This is a genomic window from Candidatus Pelagibacter sp. Uisw_127, from assembly GCF_047722515.1.
In the GTDB taxonomy this organism is placed as follows: Bacteria; Pseudomonadota; Alphaproteobacteria; order Pelagibacterales; family Pelagibacteraceae; genus Pelagibacter.
In genome coordinates this window covers 110,804-126,824 of sequence record NZ_CP159815.1, presented here as the reverse complement: position 1 = coordinate 126,824, position 16,021 = coordinate 110,804, and the positions used below count along the sequence as shown (strand labels likewise).

Sequence of the window (16,021 nt, the reverse complement as noted above, 5' to 3'; positions counted from 1 at the left end):
TTGTATATTTTGTTAATTTTTTTAGATATATTTCATTAAATAATAATATGCAAATTCAATGTTTAATAAGTAAGAAATCTTGGGTAACCGATAAGCACAAATTAATAATACAAGAAAAACTAAGGAAATTTTGTAAAAAAATTTACTTTGTTAGTAATCATAAAAAATTAAAAAAAAAATACGATGTTAATTTCATTCTTACTTACAAGGAAAAAATTCCAAATAAGTCACTGTTGAAATCAAAATATAACATCATTGTTCACGGGTCTAGTCTTCCGAAAGGAAGGGGCATGTCTCCGATCAGCTGGCAGTTACTAAAAGATGTTAATGAAATAGTTTTCACCTTATTTAATGCAAGTGAAAATTATGATGAAGGCTATTATTTTATAAAAAAAAAAATTAAATTTAGAGGTAGTGAATTATTTAATGAAATAAAAGATATACAATTCAATGAAACAATAAAACTTTACTCATCATTTTTAAAAAAAATAGACAATTTAAAAGAAAAAAAACAAATTGGTAAGCCAAGCTATTTTAAAATGAGAACACCCAAAGATAGTAAATTAAATATGAATAAAACTATAAAAAATCAATTTAATCTTCTAAGGATTGTGGATAATGAAAGATATCCCGCATATTTTATTTATAATAATAAAAAATATATACTAAAGATATATGAAGATAAAAATGATAAAAATTAATAAAAAAATTATCTTTTCTGATAAATTACCACCCAAAATTATTGCTGAAATTTCATGCAATCATATGGGTAATAAAAATCTACTTATAAAACACTTGCTGGCTGCAAAAAAAGCTGGTGCTGACTTAGTAAAAATTCAAACATATGAAGCTGAGGATATAACATGCAAAATAAAAAATAAGAATTTCAAAATTAAAGATGGGTTATGGAAAAATAATTATTTTTGGGACCTTTATAAAAAAGCAGAAACTCCATTTGCATGGCATAAAGAAATATTCACTATTGCTAAAAAAAATAATATTACACTTTTTAGTAGCCCTTTTAGTGTGCGTGCTGTGGAATTATTAGAAAAATTAAATGTTCAGCTTTATAAAATTGCATCTTTTGAAATTACAGATCTGAATTTAATAAATAGAGTAGCTCAAACTAAAAAACCAGTAATATTATCTACAGGGATGGCAAGTTTAAAAGAGATAGAAAATGCTGTAAATTGTATAAAAAAATATCATAAAAAAATTATTCTACTTCATTGTGTTTCTGGGTACCCTACTCCAGAAAAAGACTCTAATTTACTACGCATTAATTTTTTAAAGAAAAAATTTAAAAATATACACGTTGGTATGTCAGACCACACAAATAGTATTAATACATCAATTGCAGCAGGTTTATTAGGTGTGGTTGCGATAGAAAAACACTTTATATTGTCAAAAAAGATTAACTCGGAAGATAATGCTTTTTCAATAAATCCAAAAGAAATGACCGAACTTAAAAAAAAAATAATAAATAATTTCAGCTTTTTAGGGCACAATAGAAAAGATATAAAAAACTCAGAAAAAGAATCTTTAAAATTTAGGAGGTCTATATTTGCTTCCTCTAGAATAAAAAAAAACAAAAAGATTACTAAAAAAGATATTTGTTGTTTGAGACCTAAAATAGGACTTTCGGCTGATCAGTATTTTAATATTATAGGGAAAAAAATTAAAACTAATAAAGAAAAGTTTGACCCTATTTACTTAAAAGATATTTATTAATTTTTCTTTAATAAAAACCAAGTTAAATCATCTTGTGGAAATTTATCTTTACTGTACACAAAGCCATAATCGATTATCTTAAATTTTTTTGTTTTTTTTAAAAACTCACCAGCAAAATCTCTTTTAAATAATTTATTTTTATGACCTCTGTAATTAATTCTTACAGGGTATGGATTAAAATATTCTGCAATCAAAACATATTTTTTAGAAAGTTCTGAGATCTTACTATAAATTTTATCTAATTCTTTTGGATTAATATGAATTAATACTCCTTTTATAAAAACAAAATCATATTTATCTTTTGAATTAAATTCAGAGATAGATTTATTATGAACTTCAACAAATTTTATCTTATTTAATTTTTTACATGCATTTTTATTAATTTCTACAGCACTGCATTTTTTTAAATCTTGAAAAATTTTTTTTAAAGCTAATAAATTTGAACCATTATTAGCACCAAGCTCTAAAATAGAATTAATTTTAATATTTTTTTTTAAAACTTTTTTAAAAAAATGAAAATTGTTTTTTATGAGTTTTTTTTGAGGTAATCTTTTAGTATAATTATCACCAAAATCTCCAATCCAAAATTTTTCCTGTTCGTTCATGTTGCAAGGTTAAAATTGTACTATTCTGTTATAATTATAACTACTATCATTTTTTAATAAATATCCTTAAAAATTTTTTTCAGTGCATAAATCAAGCCAATTGAGCTATTAGTACTGGTCAGCTACACGCATTACTGCGCTTCCACATCCAGCCTATCAACGTGGTGGTCTACCACGGCTCTATAGGAAGAACTAGTTTTGAGGTGAGTTTCCCGCTTAGATGCTTTCAGCAGTTATCTCTTCCATACTTAGCTACCCTGCACTGCGGCTGGCGCCACAACAGGTCCACCAGTGGTATGTTCAACCCGGTCCTCTCGTACTAGGGTCAACTCCTCTCAATTCTTCTACACGCATAGCAGATAGGGACCGAACTGTCTCACGACGTTCTGAACCCAGCTCACGTACCACTTTAATTGGCGAACAGCCAAACCCTTGGGACCTGCTCCAGCCCCAGGATGTGATGAGCCGACATCGAGGTGCCAAACACTGCCGTCGATATGAGCTCTTGGGCAGTATCAGCCTGTTATCCCCGGCGTACCTTTTATCCGTTGAGCGATGCCCCTTCCACTCAGAAGCACCGGATCACTATGACCGACTTTCGTCTCTGCTCGACTTGTCAGTCTCACAGTCAGGCAGGCTTATGCCATTGCACTCTACGAACGATTTCTGACCGTTCTGAGCCTACCTTCGCACGCCTCCGTTACTATTTGGGAGGCGACCGCCCCAGTCAAACTACCCACCATACAATGTCTCGCTGCCGGATGACGGCTAGCGGTTAGATGTCAAGAAAAACAAAAGAGGTATTTCACTGGTGACTCCACAAAAGCTGACGCTTTTGCTTCAAAGTCTCCCTCCTATGCTAAATATGTTTTTCCTAACACCAATGTAAAGTTGCAGTAAAGGTGCACGGGGTCTTTCCGTCTAACTACGCGAACTCCGCATCTTCACGGAGAATTCAATTTCACTGAGTTGATGTTGGAGACAGCGGAGAAATCGTTACGCCATTCATGCAGGTCGGAACTTACCCGACAAGGAATTTCGCTACCTTAGGACCGTTATAGTTACGGCCGCCGTTTACTGGGGCTTCAGAAGTTAGCTTGCACCAACCGCATTAACCTTCCAGCACCGGGCAGGCGTCAGACCCTATACATCCACTTACGTGTTAGCAGAGCCCTGTGTTTTTGATAAACAGTCGCTTCTCCCTGGCTTGTGCCACCCTTCTATAGTTGCCTACAAAAGGGTCTTCCTTATCCCGAAGTTACGGAAGCATTTTGCCGAGTTCCTTCAACATCATTCTCTCAAGCGCCTAAATATACTCTATTAATCTACCTGTGTCGGTTTCGGGTACGGTCTTCATGATGGAGCTATTTCTTGGGACCTCTTCGCGGCAAGTTCAATCCATTAAGAACTCACAACTTACGAAATCCGTCACTACCATCAGGTCAAGGAATATTAACCTTGTTTCCATCGACTACGGCTTTCGCCCTCGCCTTAGGTGCCGACTAACTCTACGCGGATTAACCTTGCATAGAAACCCTTAGATTTTCGGCGACGAAGTTTTTCACTTCGTTTATCGTTACTTATGTCAGCATTCGCACTTCTGATACCTCCAGGATCCCTCACGGGTATCCCTTCGCAGGCTTACAGAACGTTCCGCTACCCCTTACAAAGTTCGAAAACTTTGTAAAGCCACAGATTCGGTACATGATTTTAGCCCCGTTACATCTTCGGCGCAGAAACTCTATTAGACCGGTGAGCTGTTACGCTATCTTTAAAGGATGGCTGCTTCTAAGCCAACCTCCCGGCTGTTATGGAATTTCCACATCCTTTCACACTTAATCATGATTTTGGGACCTTATCTGGTGGTCTGGGCTCTTTCCCTCTCGACCATGGACCTTAGCACCCACAGTCTGTCTGCCGAAGAACAATGTCTAGCATTCGGAGTTTTATTAGGTTTGGTAAGAATCTCTTCCCCCTAGCCCATTTAGTGCTCTACCTCTAAACATCTATTTATTCGACGCACTACCTAAATAGTTTTCGCGGAAAACCAGCTATCTACGAATTTGGTTGGCCTTTCACCCCTTACCACAAGTCATCCAAAGACTTTTCAACGTCAACTGGTTCGGTCCTCCGGTTGGTGTTACCCAACTTTCAACCTGCTCATGGTAAGCTCATTCGTTTTCGGGTCTAATTCATTAAACTAATCGCCCTATTAAGACTTGCTTTCGCTGCGCCTACACCTAGATGGCTTAAGCTTGCTTAATAAATTAAGTCACTGACCCATTATACAAAAGGTACGCCCTCACCCTAAAAAGGGCTCGGACTGATTGTAGGCATGCAGTTTCAGGTTCTATTTCACTCCCCTAATAGGGGTTCTTTTCACCTTTCCCTCACGGTACTAGTTCACTATCGGTCACTGAAGAGTATTTAGGCTTAGAGGGTGGTCCCCCTATATTCGAGCAGGATTTCTCGTGTCCCGCTTTACTCAAGAATTTTGTTAAACATTACTCATACGGGACTATCACCCTCTATGGTTAGCATTTCCAAACTATTCAAATTTTTTTAACAAAACTACTGGCCTACTCCGCGTTCGCTCGCCACTACTAACGGAATCTCAATTGATTTCTTTTCCTCTGGTTACTTAGATGTTTCAGTTCTCCAGGTTGTCTCTTTAAACCTATGTATTCAGTTTAAAGTACCACATAAAGTGGTGGGTTTCCCCATTCGGAAATTTTCGGATCAAAGCTTACATACAGCTCCCCGAAACTTATCGCAGTATATCACGTCCTTCATCGGCTTTCAGTGCCAAGGCATCCACTACACGCCCTTAAACGCTTGATTTATGCACAGAAAAAAATTCTTTTTAAAGAAAATTAATCTATGTTGTGATCAAATTTTTATTTTGAACATTAAATAATAACTTTTAATGTTCGGATATAGATATTGATATAAATTATTTTTATTTACAGTTTTAATAACTAAATGTTTCCTGGTGGAGGATACAGGGATCGAACCTGCTACCTCCTGAATGCAAATCAGGCGCTCTCCCAGATGAGCTAATCCCCCATTTAGGTTTTTGGTGGGCCGAGAAAGACTCGAACTTTCGACCCCACCCTTATCAAGGGTGTGCTCTAACCAACTGAGCTACCGGCCCTACAAGAAGGAAACATTACTTTAAGAAGAGAAATGAGGACGGTCAACATTACCGATGTATATTATTTAGAGTGAAATTTTACTTTCACTCATCCTTAGAAAGGAGGTAATCCAGCCGCAGGTTCCCCTACGGCTACCTTGTTACGACTTCACCCCAGTCGCTGACTATACCGTGGTCAAGGGTTTAAAACCTTGCCTTAAGGTAGAACCAACTCCCATGGTGTGACGGGCGGTGTGTACAAGACCCGGGAACGCATTCACCGTGGCACGCTGATCCACGATTACTAGTAATTCCAGCTTCATGCACTCGAGTTGCAGAGTGCAATCCGAACTGAGGCATCTTTTCGGGATTTGCTTAACGTTGCCGTTTTGCTTCCTGTTGTAGATGCCATTGTAGCACGTGTGTAGCCCAACACGTAAGGGCCATGAGGACTTGACGTCATCCCCACCTTCCTCCAGCTTATCACTGGCAGTTCTTTCAGAGTGCCCAACTTAATGATGGCAACTAAAAGTGAGGGTTGCGCTCGTTGCGGGACTTAACCCAACATCTCACGACACGAGCTGACGACAGCCATGCAGCACCTGTGTTTCGTCCGGCCGAACCGAAAACTCTAATCTCTTAGAGTCGCGACGAACATGTCAAGTGTTGGTAAGGTTCTGCGCGTATCTTCGAATTAAACCACATGCTCCACTACTTGTGCGGGTCCCCGTCAATTCATTTGAGTTTTAACCTTGCGGTCGTACTCCCCAGGCGGTGTGTTTATCGGTTTCCCTGCGACACTGAAAATAAATTTCCAACGTCTAACACACATCGTTTACGGCATGGACTACGAGGGTATCTAATCCTCTTCGCTACCCATGCTTTCGTTCCTCAGTGTCAGTAATGATCCAGAAAGCTGCCTTCGCAATTGGTATTCTTTCTAATATCTACGAATTTCACCTCTACACTAGAAATTCTGCTTTCCTCTATCATACTCTAGCTGAAAAGTTTTGATGGCAGTTCCAGAGTTAAGCTCTGGGATTTCACCACCAACTTTTTCAACCACCTACGAACTCTTTAAGCCCAGTAATTCCGAACTACGCTAGGTCCCTTCGTATTACCGCGGCTGCTGGCACGAAGTTAGCCGGACCTTCTTATTCGGGTACAGTCATTTTCTTCCCCGACGAAAGAGCTTTACAACCCAAAGGCCTTCTTCACTCACGCGGCATCGCTGCATCAGAGTTTCCTCCATTGTGCAAGATTCCCCACTGCTGCCTCCCGTAGGAGTTTGGGCCGTGTCTCAGTCCCAATGTGGCTGATCATCCTCTCAAATCAGCTATTGATCATAGTCTTGGTAGGCCATTACCCTACCAACAAACTAATCAAGTGCGGGCTCATCCAATGGTGCATAAAGCTTTCTCCGTAAAGACTTATCCGGTATTAGCACAAGTTTCCTCGTGTTATTCCAGGCCAAAGGGTAGATACCCACATGTTACTCACCCGTCTGCCACTAAGTATTGCTACTTCGTTCGACTTGCATGTGTTAGGCGTGCCGCCAGCGTACGTTCTGAGCCATGATCAAACTCTCAAGTTAAAAAACGGCGCACACTAGCTTCATATATAGATTGTAAGAATACAATCCATACGATTTTGAAGTGTGTACGACAAATTTTGGTAACCTTAACCGTCCACACTTCTCTTCTTAAATTTTTACTTTTTAAATAGCTAATTGGATCTAAACGCCCAATAATCCTCACTAATCTATTGATTAAACAATAATTTTACTGAGAAAGTGTGGTGCTTATAAGCTAAAATAAAAGTAAATCAAGCATTTAACATTTAAATAAATAGGTAAATACCCTAGTAAATGTAAGGTTTTTTTTGATTTTTACTCATTACTAAATTAATAATTGAAAATTCGATATGGTATTTAGTTCAAATAAAGTAATAAAATTCATTAAGAGAAATGTTGAAATTAGCTTTCTTCTTTTATTGCTATTAATCACTATTACTAGCACCACATTTTATAATAATAATAAAAAATCAATTAATAAAAATTATAAAGATGTAATAAATAATATCTATTTTCAAAAAAGTATTTCACAAATTTTTAGCAACTTAACACCCAGATACAAAACTGTAGATCATAAAATTTCTAGCGGCGAAACATTTGATAAAATATTAAATAAATATTCTATTTCAAGCGAAGAAATTTTAGAAATAAAAAAAAGTTTAAATACAGATTATAATTTAAACAATCTTAAAACTAATCTTGATATAAAATTTATTATCGATCAATCAAACAGTAAAAAAATTACCTTTTTTTTATTTCCAATATCTAGAACTGAAAAGATTCAATTAACTAAAAATTTAAATACAGATTTATTTGAAAAAAAAACAATTATTACAAATTTAAATAAAAAGATTGTTTTCAAAGAAGGAAAGATTACAAAAAGTTTGTATAAAACTGCAGTTGATCTAAATGTTCAGCCCAATATAATTATTGAGTTTGCAAGAATTTATGGCTTCCAAGTTGATTTTCAAAGAGACATTAGAAAAAATGATAATTTTCAAATTATGTATGAGGTGTTTGAAGATGATAATGGAAAAGTATTTGAAACAGGAAATGTTATTTTTGCAGATCTTAAACTGAGTGGAACAAATAATTCATTATATTATTTTGATAAAAAAGGAAGTGAAGGACACTACGACGAAAATGGAAAGAGTGTTGAAAAGGCATTAATGAAAACACCTATTAATGGTGCAAGACTTTCCTCTGCATTTGGAATGAGAAAGCATCCTATTGATGGTTACAATAAAATGCATAAAGGAACTGATTTTGCGGCACCAATGGGTACACCTATAATGGCATCAGGTAGTGGTGTCATAACAAGAGCCAGATGGTGTGGCGGTGGTGGAAATTGTGTAAAAATAAAACACAACTCAACATATGAAACTATCTATGCTCATATGAAAAATTTTGCACGTGGAATAAAAGAAGGGATAAGAGTTAAACAAGGCCAAATAATTGGATATGTTGGATCAACAGGAAAATCCACTGGTCCACATTTGCATTACGAGGTAGTTAAAAATGGAAAAAAAATTAACTCACAAAAATTAAAATTACCCTCTGGAAAAATTCTTAAGAATAAGGATAGAAAAATATTTGAAGTGGTTAAAATTAAATTAGATGTTTTGAAGTCAGAATTAATTATTGGCTTAAATTAACTAACTGCAGACTTTTTTTCTTCTATCTTTTTTTCTGTTGTTTTTACAATTTTTTTAACTGGTTGCTCTGGAATAATTTTTTTTACCACAACATCTTCAGTTTTAACTAGCTTTTCATCATTAGCTTCAACCTCTGCTGGTTTTATTGTTGTGGCTGGGGAAGAGTTAACTCTTGCCATTCTAATACTTTCTTGCTCATTTTGAACTCTAGTGAAGTGATCGGCATGCTGAAAGTAATTTTCTGATAAAATTTTATCCTCATTGGCCAAAGCCTCTCTTGCTAAATCATTATATTTTTCAATTAGCTTTGAAGCATTGTGGTTATTTCTAGCAGGTACACTTCTTCGAAAGTTATCATTATTAGAAAATTTAGATCCTTCATTGTTAGTTCTAAACGGGGGTCTTCTATTATTGTTAGTTCTAAATGGGGGTCTTCTATTATTATTACTTCTAAATGTTACCATATTTTTATTTTTTAATTTAAATTTTAGTGCTGATTATACAGCGATCATTATTTCCATAATCTCTTATGGCTTTGTTTGTGTAAAAACCTTCTTCTTTTAATATTTTCTTAACTTTATTTTTTTGATTAAATCCAATCTCTAAAATAAATTTTCCATTTTTCTTAATCAGATTTTTTGCTTTATTAATAACTTTTCTGATTTTTGAAAACCCATCAAACCCACCACTTAAAGCTAACTTTGGTTCAAAGCTAATAACATCTTTTTCCAAATATTTTAAATTAAACAATTCAATATAAGGAGGGTTTGAAACAATGAGATCATATTTCCCTATTTTAAAATTGTCAACACTAGAGTGAAAAAACTTTACCCTACTTGTTAAGTTGAGTTGTTTTGCGTTGAGTTTACTTACATTTATACTTTTTTTAGAGATATCTATTCCAGTTCCATAAAAATTAGGCCTCTCTTTTAGTATAGATAAAAGGATGCATCCAGAGCCAGTTCCAATGTCTAAAACCTGTAATTGTGAATTCTTTGAATAAATTTTTAAAACTTGCTCTATTATTAATTCAGTATCAGGCCTTGGAATTAATACATCTTTATTAACAAAAAACTCATCCTTCCAAAACTCTTTTTTATTTATCAGATAGGCAACAGGTTCCTTTCTTCTTCTTCTTTCAATTAAATTTTTAAATGTCTCTACCTGCTCTGAATTTAAAAGCTCCTTAGGATTTAAAATTATATATTTTTTATCTCTCTTAATTGAATTAGATAATAATATCTCACTATCAAGTTGAGGATTGGGTATTTTGCTTTGTTTTAGGGCTCTTGTTCCCTCGTTTAGAATATTTTCTATATTCATTTTAATTTAGATTGCTCAATTTTTCTTCTTGTGCTTGTAGTGTTAGGCTTTCCACCATTTCGTCAAAGGCCTCACCTTCTAAAAAAGCTTCAAGCTTGTGTAGCGTTAAATTAATACGATGATCTGTTACCCTTCCTTGTGGAAAATTATATGTTCTAATTCTTTCAGACCGATCTCCAGTTCCTATTTTACTCTTCCTATCTTGTGATCTTTCTCCTTCTATTCTTGATCTTTCTAGCTCATACAGTCTTGATCTCAAAATCAACATTCCTTTTGCTTTATTTTTGTGTTGTGATTTCTGATCTTGCTGAGATACAGATAATCCAGTTGGAATATGAGTAATTCTGACAGCACTATCGGTTGTATTTACTGACTGTCCTCCTGGGCCGCCAGCTCTAAAAACATCAATCCTTAGGTCTGAATCATTTATCTTTATGTCAACCTCTTCTGCTTCTGGTAAAACAGCTACTGTTGCAGCAGATGTATGAATTCTTCCTTGCGTTTCTGTATCTGGAACTCTCTGAACGCGATGAACTCCACTTTCATACTTCAGTGTTGAGTAGATATTTTTTCCTCTAATTGATGCAATGACTTCTTTAAGACCACCTGCCTCACTCTGGGACATGCTTATCAATTCTAATTCCCATTTTTTTTGATGACTAACCTTTTCGTACATTTTAAAAAGATCCGAAGCAAACAAACTTGCTTCTAAACCACCGGTGCCAGCTCTAATCTCTATAATAGCATTTTTTTTATCTGCTTCATCTTTAGGTAATAAAAATAATTTTAATTTTTTTTCTATTGTTTCATTTTCTAACTTAAGTTCTTTTAATTCAGTTTCGGCCATTACTTTAAACTCAGCATCATTATCTGTATCATCTAAAAAATTTTCTAAATCTTTTTTTTCTCCTTCGTATGAAAAATATTTTTTAGCATCATCTATTATCTCGTTTAAATCCGAATATTCTTTTGATTTTTCAGCAAAAAGTTTCTTGTCTACCTCACCTGCTGATAACTCCTTCTCTAATAAAGAGTGCTTAGATATTAATTCTTCGATAGTTTTTAGAGGTATCATTATAATTTTTTATCAAGTTCAGCAGCTTTTTTTTCTACTTCTCTTACAACTTTTGATATTATGTCTTCTGATAAAACTTTTTCACTTTGAATGCCAGATAAATAAAGCATATTATTCCCTTTTCCACCTCCTGTTATGCCTATGTCAGTCATTGCTGCCTCTCCTGGTCCATTAACCACACAGCCAATAATTGACAGAGTTAAAGGTGTTTTAATATGAGAAAGTTTTTCTTCTAGTGTTTTGACGGTATCAATTACTTGAAAAGCTTGTCTTGCACAAGATGGGCAGGATATAATTCTCACACCTCTATTCCTTAAATTAAGTGACTTTAATATTTCATTACCTATTTTAATTTCTTTAACCGGATCATCAGATAATGAAATTCTTATTGTGTCACCTATTCCATCCATCAAAAGTGATCCCAAACCTATCGAAGATTTAATACTCCCTGAAATAAAACTACCTGCTTCTGTAATTCCTAGGTGCAAAGGATAATCTGTAACTTTTGAAAGTTGACGATATGCAGCCATAGATAAAAAAACATCTGAAGACTTAACACTGATTTTAAAATTAAAAAAATCTTGATCTTCAAGGATTTTGATATTTCTTTGTGCGCTTTCAACTAAAGCCTCAGGACATGGCTCCTTATATTTTTCTAAAATGTCTTTTTCAAGCGATCCTGCATTAACTCCTATTCTTATCGAACAGTTATTATTTTTGGCTGCACTTAATACATCATGTATTTTTGATTTATCACCTATGTTACCTGGATTAATTCTTAAGCATTTTGCTCCATTTTCTGCGGCTTCAATTGCTCTTTTGTAATGAAAATGAATATCAGCAATTATTGGTACAGAGACATTCTTGGTAATTTCTTTAAGTGCTAAAGAAGATTCTTCATCTGGACAAGAAACTCTGACAAGGTCAGCACCCTCTTCATGAATATCATTAATTTGTTTAATAGTTGCCTGAATATCCGTGGTTAATGTATTTGTCATTGATTGAACGGAAATAGGATTATCTCCACCTATTTTTACATCACCAACATTTATAACTTTTGTTTTCTTTCTAAGAATATCTCTAAATGGTCTTAAGCTCATTATTTAATCTAATTTAAATTCTTTATGAAGGGCAGCTATAGCTTTTTTTACATACTTGTTAGATATCAAAACTGAAATTTTTATTTCAGATGTTGAAATAACCATGATATTAATTTTTTTTGATGCTAGTGCTTGAAACATTCTATAGGTAATTCCGGGTGTTGTAATCATGCCAACTCCTATAATTGATACTTTAGAGACATTACTATCGTATGTGAATTTTCTAAAGGAGATTTTTTTATTTTGTTTTATAATTTTCTCAGTTTTTTTTAAATCTTCCAATTTAATGGTGAAAGTTAAATCTGTTTCTTTACTATTTAATGAAATGTTTTGAACAACCATATCTACATTTATTTGGTTAAGTGACAATGGTTTAAAAATAGAAGCTGCAACACCAGGTTTATCCTTAACACCAATCATTGTAACCTTGGCATCATTTTTTGTGGATGTAATTCCTGTTATAATTTGATCGCTAAAGGATTTTTTATTATTTGTTATTAAAGTTCCTTTCTTTTTTGTAAATGAAGATTTAACTGAAAAGCTTATATTATTTAATTTAGCATCCTGCACAGATGTTGGCTGCATAACTTTTGCTCCTAGAGATGCCATTTCAAGCATTTCATCGTAAGAAATTTTATCAATTTTTTTTGCTTTTAAATGACTTCTTGGATCTGTTGTGTACACACCATCTACATCTGTATAAATATCACAAGCATCAGCATTAAAAAATTTTGCTAGCATTATTGCTGACGCATCAGTTCCTCCTCTACCTAATGTTGTAACTCTATCTTCTGAATTGATTCCTTGAAAGCCAGTAATAATTGGTATTCCGCCAGATTTCATAAAACTGAATATTTTATTTTTGTTAATCTTGTTGATTCTTGATGAGTTATATGGACCCTCAGTAATAATTGGCACCTGCCAAGACATCCAAGATCTAGCCTTAAACCCAAGGTGCTTTAATCTACCGGCAATTAATGCACACGCTGCTTGTTCGCCTGTGGATAGTAAAACATCATATTCAGCTGCATCAAAATTTTTACTCAATTGCTTTGTTTGTTTAATCAATTTATTGGTTGTTCCACTCATTGCGGAAGAAACCACAATTACTCCTAATTTTTTCTTTTTATAAGCGGCTATAATTTTAGCTACGTTCTTAATTCTATCTATATTTCCTACAGAAGTTCCACCAAATTTTAATACAACAGTTTTCATTGATAATTTTGTTTAATTAATATTGATAAAATACATCTAAATTGTTATGTCCACAAGTCATCTATTATGAATTCAATAAATAAAAAAGAAATAGAAAAATTTTCTAAAATTGCTGAAGAATGGTGGAATCCTGACGGCAAATTTAAACCTCTACATAATTTTAATCCTATAAGAATTAAATATATAAAAGAAAATATTATTAAAGATTTCAAAATTAAACCCTCAGAAAGGCCGTTAAATAAATTTAACTTGCTAGATATTGGTTGTGGTGGAGGATTATTATCTGAGCCAATGTGTAGGCTGGGCGCTAATGTAGTTGGAATAGATGCTTCATTAAAAAATATTGAAGTTGCAAAATTTCATGCAAAAAAAAATAAACTTAAAATAAACTATAAAGTTGCATCACCAGAAAAATTAAAAACTAATATAAAATTTGATGTAATTTTAAATATGGAAATAGTTGAACATGTTGAGAATATAGATTTTTTTATTAAAGAGAGCGCAAAGTTGTTAAAAAAAAACGGGATAATGTTTGTGGCAACTTTAAATAAAACTCTGAAGTCATATGCGTTTGCAATCATTGGGGCTGAGTATATTTTAAAATGGCTACCTATAGGAACTCATGATTGGGAAAAATTTGTGAAACCTAATGATTTAATAAAGATTTCAGAAAAAAATGGTTTATCTCTAAAGAAATTAGATGGCATGAAGTTTAATATATTAGATGATAGTTGGAAAATTAGTAATGACACCTCTGTTAACTATATTGTCAAATTAAAAAAAAATTAATTAATAATATCTTTTATCCAAGGTATTATTTCTGTTTCTATGCCTTCTTCTTTTAGTTCTTTAAGATTCTCTTTTGTTGCAGTGCCATAAATCCCTTTCGAAACTTTTTTATTTTTATAATGAAGAGACCTTGCTTCATAAGCAAAATTTTTACCCACATAATCAAAATTTTTTTTAATAAATTGTTGATATTTTAAGATTACTTTCTTTGTTTTTTTATATTTTTGAATTTGGCTATCAATCTTAGAAACATTCTTTGGCATTAATACGGTTGGTGACATTAAGGTTTTTTCTACACTTAATGAATTACAAATATGACAGTTAACAAAATTTTTTTTTTTTAATCTCTCGTATTCTTTAGAAGAAGAAAACCAACTATCAAAGGTAGTCTCACAATCTTTACAAATAAGTCTGTATTTAATCATGTAGTACAGTTAATGATTAATGTACTTAATTCAATATCCAATTAGCTTCTATAATCAGCATTGATCTCTATATATTTTTTTGTCAAATCCATAGTGTAAGCAGTAAAGTTTTTTAAACCCATATTAAGATTTATTGAAATATCTATTGATTGGCTCTTCATATAAATTGCAACATCACTCTCTTTATAGTTTTTTACAAGCTCTCCTTTTTCTATAATTTTTATTTTACCGAATTGAACTGATAGTTCTTTTAAATTTATATCAACGTTAGATTTACCAATAGCCATTATAATTCTTCCCCAATTTGGATCTTCACCTGCAATGGCTGTTTTAACAAGATTTGAATTTGCAATAGAAAATGCAATTTTTTTAGCTTCTTTATCATTTTTTGATTTAACAACATTAACTGTTATAAATTTACTAGCCCCCTCACCGTCTGCAACTATTCTTTTTGATAAGTTTAATAACACAGAGTGTAAAGCTTTATCAAAGTTAATTATCTTTTTATCATTGATATTATTTATAATTGGATTTTTTACTTTAGCTGTTGAAAAAAATGAGACCATATCATTTGTGCTAGTATCCCCATCACAAGTTATTGCATTAAAAGTTGTATCAATATTTTTTTTAAGTAACTTACTTAAGATATCATTTGAAAGGTCTGCATCTGTAAAAATATATCCTAATGTTGTTGCCATATTTGGAAAGATCATTCCTGAACCTTTTGCTATTCCATAAATTTTTACTTCTGCATTTCCAATTTTGCACTCTTCCATTGCAAGCTTTGGCTTTAAATCAGTTGTCATGATGCCTAGTGCGGCTTTCATCCAGATAGGCTTATTTTGAACATACTTAATCTTTTTAACTAATTCTGGTATGCTTTTTTTTATTTTTTCAGTTGGATACTTTTCACCAATTGTTCCTGTGCACCCAAAAAGAATTTCATTATCAGATATTTTTTTTGGATAATCTTCATCTTTTTTTTGTTTTTCTGATAATTGAATAGATATTTCTTTTGCAATTTCTTTTAAACCTTTGTAGCCATCTGAGCCTGTGAAGGCATTAGCATTTCTAGTGTTAATTATAAGAGATCTTATTTTTTTACTTTTTATATTTAAATTCCACTTTATGTTTTCTGAAATTATTTTTGATTGAGTATAAACAGAGGCATAGTTTGCTCCATCCCTGAAATAGAACATAACCAAGTCATCTCTTCTTTTGGTATATAAATTTGCACAAACAGCAGATATCGAAACTCCCTCTATGTGCTCTAGATCTTGAAAGTCGTTCATTTTAGAGTTGAAAGTTTGAGTGTTTATAAAGTTTTTAAGGTTTAATGGCATCTATTTAAAATTTTTATTTAATATTTATATTAAAAGTTATAATTAATTATATAT

12 protein-coding genes, 2 tRNA genes and 2 rRNA genes are annotated in these 16,021 nt (G+C 33.1%); 4 read left to right on the top strand and 12 right to left on the bottom strand.

Annotation, left to right across the window (positions count from 1 at the left end):
• Nucleotides 1-47 precede the first annotated feature (47 nt).
• Together ABXT65_RS00640 and pseI are read left to right on the top strand one after the other, a co-directional pair.
• Nucleotides 48-701 (top strand): formyltransferase family protein, encoded by a 654-nt coding sequence (locus ABXT65_RS00640; protein WP_415323575.1) that lies wholly within the window; start codon nucleotides 48-50, stop codon nucleotides 699-701.
• On the top strand, nucleotides 688-1,731 hold the full coding sequence (gene pseI, locus ABXT65_RS00635; protein ID WP_415323574.1) for a pseudaminic acid synthase: 1,044 nt from the start codon (nucleotides 688-690) through the stop codon (nucleotides 1,729-1,731). The genes ABXT65_RS00640 and pseI overlap by 14 nt, the downstream gene beginning before the upstream one ends.
• On the opposite strand, the gene ABXT65_RS00630 is transcribed toward pseI, so the two are convergent.
• The 5 genes from ABXT65_RS00630 to ABXT65_RS00610 form a co-directional block, all read right to left on the bottom strand.
• Complete coding sequence (locus ABXT65_RS00630) at nucleotides 1,728-2,336, bottom strand: pseudaminic acid biosynthesis-associated methylase (protein WP_415323573.1); 609 nt, start codon at nucleotides 2,334-2,336, stop codon at nucleotides 1,728-1,730. The genes pseI and ABXT65_RS00630 overlap by 4 nt on opposite strands.
• 87 nt (nucleotides 2,337-2,423) lie before the next feature.
• Nucleotides 2,424-5,177 (bottom strand): 23S ribosomal RNA (locus tag ABXT65_RS00625).
• Nucleotides 5,178-5,326: 149 nt separating this feature from the next.
• Nucleotides 5,327-5,402: transfer RNA gene (locus ABXT65_RS00620), tRNA-Ala, on the bottom strand.
• Nucleotides 5,403-5,413: 11 nt separating this feature from the next.
• A tRNA-Ile gene (locus ABXT65_RS00615) sits at nucleotides 5,414-5,490 on the bottom strand.
• Nucleotides 5,491-5,588: 98 nt separating this feature from the next.
• Nucleotides 5,589-7,063: ribosomal RNA gene (locus ABXT65_RS00610) — 16S ribosomal RNA — on the bottom strand.
• Together the 16S and 23S rRNA genes with 2 tRNA genes alongside form the textbook arrangement of a ribosomal RNA operon.
• A gap of 329 nt (nucleotides 7,064-7,392) precedes the next feature.
• Between ABXT65_RS00610 and ABXT65_RS00605 the strand changes: the two genes are divergently transcribed.
• Nucleotides 7,393-8,697, top strand: coding sequence for a M23 family metallopeptidase (locus ABXT65_RS00605; protein WP_415323572.1), 1,305 nt, complete (start codon nucleotides 7,393-7,395; stop codon nucleotides 8,695-8,697).
• Here ABXT65_RS00605 and ABXT65_RS00600 read toward each other — a convergent pair.
• Genes ABXT65_RS00600 through ABXT65_RS00580 form a run of 5 tightly spaced genes read right to left on the bottom strand, consistent with a single transcriptional unit; the run spans nucleotide 8,694 to nucleotide 13,410 of the window.
• Nucleotides 8,694-9,161, bottom strand: a complete 468-nt coding sequence (locus ABXT65_RS00600; protein WP_415323571.1) for a DUF4167 domain-containing protein — start codon at nucleotides 9,159-9,161, stop codon at nucleotides 8,694-8,696. The genes ABXT65_RS00605 and ABXT65_RS00600 overlap by 4 nt on opposite strands.
• Nucleotides 9,162-9,177: 16 nt before the next feature.
• Nucleotides 9,178-10,020: a peptide chain release factor N(5)-glutamine methyltransferase gene (prmC, locus tag ABXT65_RS00595; protein ID WP_415323570.1), complete on the bottom strand. Its 843-nt coding sequence runs from the start codon at nucleotides 10,018-10,020 to the stop codon at nucleotides 9,178-9,180.
• Between the two features lies 1 nt (nucleotide 10,021).
• Nucleotides 10,022-11,095 (bottom strand): peptide chain release factor 1, encoded by a 1,074-nt coding sequence (prfA, locus tag ABXT65_RS00590; protein ID WP_415323569.1) that lies wholly within the window; start codon nucleotides 11,093-11,095, stop codon nucleotides 10,022-10,024.
• A complete protein-coding gene (gene ispG / locus ABXT65_RS00585; RefSeq protein WP_415323568.1) occupies nucleotides 11,095-12,195 on the bottom strand; it encodes a flavodoxin-dependent (E)-4-hydroxy-3-methylbut-2-enyl-diphosphate synthase in 1,101 nt (366 codons plus the stop codon). Before ispG ends, prfA begins: the two co-directional genes overlap by 1 nt.
• Nucleotides 12,196-12,198: 3 nt before the next feature.
• Complete coding sequence (locus ABXT65_RS00580; RefSeq protein ID WP_415323567.1) at nucleotides 12,199-13,410, bottom strand: aspartate kinase; 1,212 nt, start codon at nucleotides 13,408-13,410, stop codon at nucleotides 12,199-12,201.
• Nucleotides 13,411-13,476: 66 nt separating this feature from the next.
• Here ABXT65_RS00580 and ubiG point away from each other — a divergent pair, with 66 nt between their 5' ends.
• On the top strand, nucleotides 13,477-14,199 hold the full coding sequence (gene ubiG / locus ABXT65_RS00575; protein ID WP_415323566.1) for a bifunctional 2-polyprenyl-6-hydroxyphenol methylase/3-demethylubiquinol 3-O-methyltransferase UbiG: 723 nt from the start codon (nucleotides 13,477-13,479) through the stop codon (nucleotides 14,197-14,199).
• On the opposite strand, the gene ABXT65_RS00570 is transcribed toward ubiG, so the two are convergent.
• The gene (locus ABXT65_RS00570) at nucleotides 14,196-14,624 is read right to left on the bottom strand and encodes a DUF1178 family protein (protein WP_415323565.1); all 429 of its coding nucleotides are present in this window, start codon (nucleotides 14,622-14,624) and stop codon (nucleotides 14,196-14,198) included. The genes ubiG and ABXT65_RS00570 overlap by 4 nt on opposite strands.
• Before the next feature lie 41 nt (nucleotides 14,625-14,665).
• Nucleotides 14,666-15,967, bottom strand: a complete 1,302-nt coding sequence (gene argJ, locus ABXT65_RS00565; RefSeq protein WP_415323564.1) for a bifunctional glutamate N-acetyltransferase/amino-acid acetyltransferase ArgJ — start codon at nucleotides 15,965-15,967, stop codon at nucleotides 14,666-14,668.
• Nucleotides 15,968-16,021: the final 54 nt, after the last annotated feature.

Excerpts from the sequence above, each read along its gene's own strand:
- ABXT65_RS00640 (WP_415323575.1), top strand. The coding sequence starts at position 48 with ATGCAAATTCAATGTTTAATAAGTAAGAAATCTTGGGTAACCGATAAG.
- ABXT65_RS00605 (WP_415323572.1), top strand. The coding sequence starts at position 7,393 with ATGGTATTTAGTTCAAATAAAGTAATAAAATTCATTAAGAGAAATGTT.
- ubiG (WP_415323566.1), top strand. The coding sequence starts at position 13,477 with ATGAATTCAATAAATAAAAAAGAAATAGAAAAATTTTCTAAAATTGCT.
- argJ (WP_415323564.1), bottom strand. The coding sequence starts at position 15,967 with ATGCCATTAAACCTTAAAAACTTTATAAACACTCAAACTTTCAACTCT.
- pseI (WP_415323574.1), top strand. The coding sequence starts at position 688 with ATGATAAAAATTAATAAAAAAATTATCTTTTCTGATAAATTACCACCC.
- ABXT65_RS00600 (WP_415323571.1), bottom strand. The coding sequence starts at position 9,161 with ATGGTAACATTTAGAAGTAATAATAATAGAAGACCCCCATTTAGAACT.
- prfA (WP_415323569.1), bottom strand. The coding sequence starts at position 11,095 with ATGATACCTCTAAAAACTATCGAAGAATTAATATCTAAGCACTCTTTA.
- ABXT65_RS00580 (WP_415323567.1), bottom strand. The coding sequence starts at position 13,410 with ATGAAAACTGTTGTATTAAAATTTGGTGGAACTTCTGTAGGAAATATA.
- ispG (WP_415323568.1), bottom strand. The coding sequence starts at position 12,195 with ATGAGCTTAAGACCATTTAGAGATATTCTTAGAAAGAAAACAAAAGTT.
- prmC (WP_415323570.1), bottom strand. The coding sequence starts at position 10,020 with ATGAATATAGAAAATATTCTAAACGAGGGAACAAGAGCCCTAAAACAA.
- ABXT65_RS00630 (WP_415323573.1), bottom strand. The coding sequence starts at position 2,336 with ATGAACGAACAGGAAAAATTTTGGATTGGAGATTTTGGTGATAATTAT.
- ABXT65_RS00570 (WP_415323565.1), bottom strand. The coding sequence starts at position 14,624 with ATGATTAAATACAGACTTATTTGTAAAGATTGTGAGACTACCTTTGAT.